Origin of the sequence: Helicobacter mehlei (assembly GCF_003660265.1) — a bacterium.
GTDB classification, from domain to species: domain Bacteria; phylum Campylobacterota; class Campylobacteria; order Campylobacterales; family Helicobacteraceae; genus Helicobacter; species Helicobacter mehlei.
On record NZ_QXQP01000004.1, the window covers coordinates 88,521 to 95,938 of the forward strand.

General features: G+C 47.6%; 7 protein-coding genes. 2 read left to right on the forward strand and 5 right to left on the reverse strand.

Annotated elements, in window-relative coordinates; all coding sequences use genetic code 11:
• From EAO36_RS02405 to EAO36_RS02425, 5 genes are read right to left on the reverse strand one after another with little or no spacing between them, the layout of a single operon-like run.
• Positions 1 to 2,172 carry a heavy metal translocating P-type ATPase gene (locus EAO36_RS02405; RefSeq protein WP_120947810.1) on the reverse strand — a complete coding sequence of 724 codons (2,172 nt, stop codon included), beginning with the start codon at positions 2,170 to 2,172 and terminating at the stop codon, positions 1 to 3.
• A complete protein-coding gene (gene pssA / locus EAO36_RS02410; RefSeq protein WP_120947811.1) occupies positions 2,169 to 2,873 on the reverse strand; it encodes a CDP-diacylglycerol--serine O-phosphatidyltransferase in 705 nt (234 codons plus the stop codon). Before pssA ends, EAO36_RS02405 begins: the two co-directional genes overlap by 4 nt.
• 9 nt (positions 2,874 to 2,882) lie before the next feature.
• Positions 2,883 to 4,799, reverse strand: coding sequence for an ATP-dependent zinc metalloprotease FtsH (gene ftsH / locus EAO36_RS02415; RefSeq protein ID WP_120955664.1), 1,917 nt, complete (start codon positions 4,797 to 4,799; stop codon positions 2,883 to 2,885).
• Between the two features lie 23 nt (positions 4,800 to 4,822).
• Entirely contained in the window at positions 4,823 to 5,740 is a 918-nt protein-coding gene (prmA, locus tag EAO36_RS02420) for a 50S ribosomal protein L11 methyltransferase (protein WP_120947813.1), read from the reverse strand.
• 23 nt (positions 5,741 to 5,763) lie between these two features.
• The gene (locus tag EAO36_RS02425; RefSeq protein ID WP_006017263.1) at positions 5,764 to 6,138 is read right to left on the reverse strand and encodes a chemotaxis response regulator CheY; all 375 of its coding nucleotides are present in this window, start codon (positions 6,136 to 6,138) and stop codon (positions 5,764 to 5,766) included.
• A 142-nt stretch (positions 6,139 to 6,280) separates the two neighbouring features.
• Here EAO36_RS02425 and EAO36_RS02430 point away from each other — a divergent pair, with 142 nt between their 5' ends.
• Positions 6,281 to 6,736, forward strand: a complete 456-nt coding sequence (locus tag EAO36_RS02430) for an acyltransferase (RefSeq protein ID WP_120947814.1) — start codon at positions 6,281 to 6,283, stop codon at positions 6,734 to 6,736.
• Positions 6,699 to 7,418, forward strand: a 720-nt coding sequence (locus EAO36_RS02435; protein ID WP_162983246.1) for a Gfo/Idh/MocA family protein, incomplete at its 3' end; no start/stop codon positions are given. The genes EAO36_RS02430 and EAO36_RS02435, both read left to right, overlap by 38 nt.

Here is a 7,418-nt window from a genome sequence, read left to right on the forward strand (position 1 = left end):
TTATCCTCTAATTTTTAAATGCGCGCCTCTAAGCCGTTGGGCGTTGAGAACTACGCTGACACTGCTCAAACTCATCGCCAAGCTAGCCAACATGGGGTTAAGCATGATCCCCAGTTTAAAGGCTACCCCACAAGCTAGCGGAATCGCCACGCTATTATAGCAAAAAGCCCAAAACAAATTTTGTTTGATATTGGCAATGGTGAGCGTGCTCAGCTTGATAGCACTGATCACCGATTGGATGTCATTATTGAAACTCACCACATCGGCCACCTCCAAGCTTGCATCGCTTCCCTTAGCCATCACTAGGGCGACATCGCTACGCGCTAGGCTGGGTGCATCATTCATCCCATCGCCCACCATCATCACCACTTCCCCCTGTGCCTTGAGTTGTTCGATAGCATAGAGCTTGTCCTGTGGTTTTGCCTGCGCTTGGTAGTGATCCATGCCTAACTCTTGGGCTAGAGTCGCCACATTTTGGGCGTGATCCCCGCTTAAAAGCATGGTTTTAGTGCCCATCGCTTTAAGCTGGTTGATATGCTCTTTGACTCCCTCTTTGAGTGTGTCCTCTAGCAAGATCACGCCTAAAATCTCTTGGGGCGTGCCCACAAAGACCTGAATACCGCTCATCTTGCTCTCAAAGGGACTGGGCAAACCAAAATATTCTAAACTCCCTACTAAAATCAAGCGATCCCCCACCCGTGCGCTAATGCCCAAACCCATTTGCACCTTGACCTCTTTGACCTCTTGCAGGCTAATGCCCTGATCCTTAGCATAAGCCACAATGCCCTTGGCGATGACATGTTCGCTTTGTGCCTCCAAACTGGCACACAATCCTAGCAATTCTAGGATATCTAAGCCCTCCTTAGCAATCACCTCTTTAACCATGGGTTGCCCTAGTGTGAGGGTGCCGGTTTTATCAAAAACTACACAGCTCACACTGCGCGCCTTTTCCAAAGCTTGGGCATCTTTAAAAAAGAGCCCTAGTAGGCTAGCCTCTTTGTTAGCTACTAAAATGGACATCGGCGTTGCTAATCCCAATGCGCAAGGACAAGAGATCACCAGCACGCTAATAAACACTTCCAAAGCGTGCGCAAAATCTCCCAAAGCTAGCCACACTAAAAAGGATACACCAGCAATTCCCATTACAGTGGGTACAAAAACTCCAGCCACTTTATCTGCTAAGCGCGCAATCTGTGCCTTAGAGCCTTGTGCGTTGTTGATGAGTTCTAAAATCTTGCTTAAGGTGCTTTGTGCGTTGGTGCGCGTGGCTTGAATCAAAAAAGAAGTGGTGGTGTTGAGCGTGCCCGAAAAAACGGGCATGCCCACATTTTTATAAACCGGCAGGCTCTCCCCTGTCAGCATGGACTCATCAATCTCGCCCTCGCCCTCTGTGATGATTCCATCTATAGGGATATAGCTCCCGGGTAAAACTTTAAGCACATCGCCCACTTGAATCGCATCAATTAAGACCTCGACACTCTCCTGCCCCTGCACTTTAATGGCGGTGGGGCTTTGGTGGCTGATTAAGGCCTGCATTGCCTGCAGGGCTTTATCTTTTGAGGCGTTTTCAATGCGCTTGCCTATCATCACAAAAACCACAATCACACACACACTCTCAAAGTAATAGCCCTCCAAAGGCACATGGTGGTAGGCTTTAAAGAGTAAGAACAAACTATAGAGCAGGGCACTGGTTGTCCCAATGGCGATCAAGCTATCCATGTTGGGCTGGCGCGCAAAGAGCGTGCTAAAGCCCTTGAGATAAAAATCCCTCCCCATGTGCATGACCCCTAAAGTTAAGATCAGTTGCACCAATCCATTATAAAAAGGGTTTTGCAAGGTCTGGGGGAGGGGGAGAAATGGTGCTAGCATGGACAAACAAAGCACGCACCCACTTAAAAGAATTGCGCTAACCAATTTTTTATTGGGCGTTAAAAAAGGCGCGTTTTGGGAGGACTTCTCTAGTTTTGATTTGGGCGTGTAGCCCAACTTTTCAATTTGCTTGAAAATATCCTCTAGGCTGGCTTGACTCTCATCATAGAGCACAAAGGCTTTTTTGCTGATCAAATCCACCCCGATCTCTTGGATGAACTTTTTACGCCCTAAAGATCGCTCAATCCCACTAGAACACGAACTACAAGTCATGCCCTCAATGTAAAAATGCGCGCGTTTCATCGGTGCTTAAAAATAATTTTTACCATCAAAACAAGCCAGCGGATAATCCCATAAAACAGATAGCAGAACATAAAAGTGCCCAAGACCTCTAGAGGGCGCACGAAGAGCAAGAGCAAGAAAAAGACAAGCAAAACAAAGAGCTTCAAATTCCATTGCACTTTTTTAAAATTGGGGTAGCGGATATTGCTCACCATCATCACACCCAAGAACACAATGTAGATTAAAAAAAACTTCCCCCAACCCTCTTTCAAAATACCATACTTGGTATCAATGAGGACACCCAACACCACCAACACTGCCGCGCTAGGGATGGGAATGCCGATGAAAGAATAGGGATCGGTGGTTTGGGTGGTTACATTGAAACGCGCCAAACGGATCGCCCCAAAGATCACAAATAGGGCACAAGCTGCCATGCCCCAACGCCCATAAAAATGCCCGGCATAGAAGTAGGCAATCAGACTTGGTGCTACCCCAAAAGCCACGACATCAGCTAGGGAGTCAAATTCTAGCCCAAACTTGCTCGTGGTGTTGGTTAGCCTCGCAATACGCCCATCCAGCCCATCTAATACCAAACTGCCCACAACTAGCCAACACGCCATCACAAAGCTCCCCCTAGAGGCATAAAGAATACTCATCATGCCCAAAAAAATACTGCTAGCCGTAAAGAGATTGGGGAAGAGATAGAGAGGCTTAATAGGCATTAGCGTACATCAGCTTGCATGTTCTTCTAAGGGCACCAAACGGGTTTGTAAATTATTTGCCGATTCGTATTCAGCGATGATCTCTCTAACCCGCTCACCCGTGATCACTTCTTTTTCAAAGAGTTCGCTCACCATCACCTCAATGGCATCCTTATAATCGCTCAAGGTCTGTTTCACATGGCTATAGCGTTCTTCTAGCAGGTTTTTAATGAAGCTGTCCATCTCTTCGGCCATTTTTTCACTAAACTCCCTAGGACTCCCAAAGCCCCCCCCTAAAAAGGAATTGCGCTGTTTTTCTAGTACCATCAGCCCGCTCACATCGCTCATCCCATAGTAACTCACCATGCCCTTGATGATGTCCGTGGCGCGTTCTAAATCATTGCTCGCCCCCGTGGAGATCTCTTGTAAAAACACCTCTTCAGCCGCCCGCCCCCCCAGCAACACATCAATTTCAGCGATCAGCTCGTGCTTTTGCATGAGATATTTATTTTCTTCTGGGGTGTTGAGCGTATAGCCTAGGGCTGCCATCCCTCTTGGGATGATGGAAACCTTATTGACGCGTGCCGAGCCCTTGGTCATCTCCGAGATGACTGCATGCCCGCTTTCGTGATAGGCGACAATCTTTTTTTCTTTGGGCGAAATGCGCCGACTCTTTTTCTCTAGCCCCGCAATGCCCCGCTCTACCGCCTCTTTTAAGTGCTGTTGTTTGACTTCTTTTTGGTTGTTGCGCCCAGCCAACAAGGCGGCTTCGTTGATGATATTGGCCAAATCCGCCCCGGCTAATCCGGCGGTGAGCTTGGCGATCTCTTGCAAATCCACATCATTAGCCAATTTAACGGGCTTGATATGCACCTTTAAAATCTCCACCCGTCCGTTAAAATCCGGTTTATCCACCAACACTTGGCGATCAAAGCGCCCGGGTCTTAAGAGGGCGGGGTCTAAAATTTCGGGGCGGTTTGTAGCGGCTAGCACAATCACGGGCGCGTTTTCTGAACCAAAGCCATCCATTTCGGCTAAAAGCTGGTTAAGGGTTTGCTCTCTTTCATCATTCCCACTCACCATACCCCCCGCCGCGCGGCTCTTGCCAATGGCATCGATCTCATCAATGAAGATAATACTGGGGGCTTCTTTTTTGGCGATGTCAAAGAGATCGCGCACCCGACTCGCCCCCAAGCCTACAAACATTTCAATGAAGCTACTGCCCCCCATAGAAAAGAAAGGCACGCTCGCCTCTCCGGCCACCGCTTTAGCTAAGAGAGTTTTACCCGTGCCAGGGGGTCCCACTAACAACACGCCCTTAGGGATTTTTGCCCCCAAAGAAGCGTAGCGATCGGGATATTTTAAGAAATCTACGATTTCTACAACCTCCTCTTTAGCCTCCTCATTGCCCGCCATGTCGTTAAAGCGCACTTTGGGCTTTTCGGCGTTGATGAGTTTCTTAGAACTCCCCATGCCAAAAATCCCCCCGCCCATGTTCTTTTGCATGCGGCTTGCCATAAACATCCATAGCCCTAAGATCACCAACACAGGTAAGAGCCAGCCTAAGATGTCTGTAAAGAAATTAGACTCACTGAAACCGGAATAATTGATTTTTTGCGCGTCCAAGAGGGGCACTAAAGAGAGATCGGGCACGCGTTTGGCGACATAGATGATCTTGCTATTGCCCTCTTTGCTAGTGGCCTTGATGAGGGTTTGCCCAATGCTCACGCTATCGACTTCTTTTTTCTCAATGAGTTCTTTCATCTCGTGATAGCTAATGTTCTTGGTGCTCGTAGAGAGAAAGCGATCGCCAAAGCCCTCATCGCTATTCATCACGCGCATGGCGATGATGGCAACCACAACAAATAAAATCACAAGTAATAAGGGATTTTGCAAGAGCGGTTTTTTAGAATTGGGATCGCCCGGTCCTTTGTTATTGTTCTCCATAGAAGTTCCTTAAATTGATTTCATCAGCTAGGTTTAGCTCTCAAAGACAAGCTCACCCATTCATTTTCGATCTTTTTTTCTAATAGCTCAAAACCCTGTGTGTAGCACTCTAAAACAGCATGTGTATGCTGGTCTAAAATGCCCGATAAAAAAAGCAAGGTATCCGCATGGCTGGCTTGCCACACAGAAGGGTAGAGCCCTAGGATCACATCGGCTACAATGTTGATGGCGATGAGATCATAGGGCACTGCATCTTGCTTTAAAGAGCCTTGCCAAATACGCCCGATGTTAAGATGGTTGCGCGCAAAATTCTTTTGGGCTTGCTCAATGGCTAAAGGGTCGGTATCGCACAAATGCACGCATGCCCCCAAATTGGCTAAAGCCAAACCTAAAATCCCGCTCCCACAGCCCACATCTAAGGCTAACTTGCCCTTAAAAGTCTTTGCTGGCATGCTAGAAAAACTCTCTAAGAGCATGCGCGTGCTTTCATGGTGTCCTGTCCCAAAGGCAAGGCTGGGATCGATTGTCAAAACCTTTAGGGGCGTATCTGTTGGGGGTATCCAACTGGGCGTGACGTAAAATTGCCCGCAAGTGATAGGTTGGATACTTTGTTGGTAGGCACTGATCCAATCTAAATTGGGGTGGGTGCTGGTATGGTAGTAAAAACCAACTGGCAGGTCTTGATCGCCTAAGGTCTGGCAAAACCCCTCAAGGCCTTGGAGCAAGGCACTAGGTTCCTGATCTGAATAGACAATATAGGCAACATGGGGTACAACATGGGCTTGCCTACCCCCACCGATGTATCGGTAGGGGTGATCGCCCAAATTAGACACGCAATCTTCCTCGATAGCTTCTTGCGTAAAATCTAATAAAAAATCTGCAAATAAATCGGGATAGGCAGTGGGTAAAATGAGAGTTTTGAAGTAAAAACCTGTTTGCACGCCTCTAATCCGCCAAACCTCGCTTAGTCATTGGTCCCCAAGACTACCTCTAATTTCTCCTTTAAAACTTGTGGTGTAAAAGGCTTGACAATATAGTTATTCACCCCCGCCTTCAAAGCGGTGATGACCTCCGCCTTGCCCCCCTCTGTGGTGATCATGATAATAGGTAGGTCTTTAAAACGCCCATCAGAGCGTACCTTTTTCACCAAGTCCAGTCCATTCATCTCGGGCATGTTCCAATCCGTGATGAGCACACCTGTGGTGTCGTTGCTATCCAACTTCCCCCAAGCTTCCACCCCGTGCTCGGCTTCCATGATGTCCTCATAGCCCAAACGCTGGAGGGTATTTCTAATGATTCGGCGCATTGTGGAACTATCATCTACAACTAATATTTTCAATCTTTCTCCTTAAATCGCTCGCTTTGCCACCACAAGCATAGCCCCTATTCTAGCATATTTAATTACGTGCCTATCTTAAACTGAGGTTTAAAAGCGCACGAAAGGCTCAATCTGTTATGATAACGCTTTTGTAAGGAAAGCGATGCGTCTAATAGAAAATACACCCCTAAAAGATGTGGTGGCAGATGAAAGTGTGGTGGTGTGCCAACCCTGTAATCTCTATGGGTGTCATTTAAAAGAACATGTTTTTGTGGGTCCTTTTTGTGAGATTCAAAAAGGCGTGGTAGTAGGAGCACACAGCCGTATCCAAAGCCATACTTTTATCTGTTCGTGCGTGCAGATTGGGGCATTTTGTTTTATCGGGCATGGGGTGGTCTTCACCAATGATCTCTTTAAAGAGGGTTGCCCTAACCCCAATCCCCAATCATGGAAAGAAACCCGCATTGGCGATCATGTCAGCATTGGCTCGAATGCGACCATCTTACCCGTGCAAATTTGTAGCCATGTGGTGATTGGGGCTGGGAGCGTGGTAACTAAGAACATCACCACTAGCGGGATTTATGCGGGCAATCCAGCTAGATTGTTACGCTTGCTTTAAGATGTTCCAAATAGCCTTGATCGGATATGGCTATTGGGGTCAAAAAATCGCGCGCCATTTGGGGCGTTTCACCCTCAAAACCATTTGCGATACCTCTTTGGATCGCTTGCAAGAAGCCCAAAGAGACTTTAAAGATGTGCAGGTTACGCCCTCTATTGCTACAGTGTTGGGCGATCCAGAAATCCAAGCCGTGTTGATCATCACCCCAGTAAATACGCATTACGCCCTAGCCAAACAAGCCCTTTTGGCTAACAAACATGTTTTTGTGGAAAAGCCTTTGGGAGCATGTCTAGTGCAAGCCCAAGAACTCTACACCCTAGCCAAACAACGGCAAAAAATCCTACACTGCGATCTGACCTTTATCTACTCTGCACCCATCCGTTGGATTCAAGAAAATCTGGGCATGCTGGGTGATGTCCTTAGCATCACCTCCCGCCGTTTGGGGGGCATTTGCCGTGAGGATACCAATATCCTTTACGATCTAGGTTTGCATGACCTAAGCATCCTCTCTTTTTTCTACCCCAATGCCCTCTGTGCTGTAACGCATCCCACACTCCACCAAACCAGCCACCCAAGCCACCCCACCCCAACCAGCACCTATTTAAATTTCTACTTGCCCACACCCAAACCAACCCCCGTCTCTATTAATCTCTCTTGGCTCTCCCCCTTTAAAGTGCGCGAT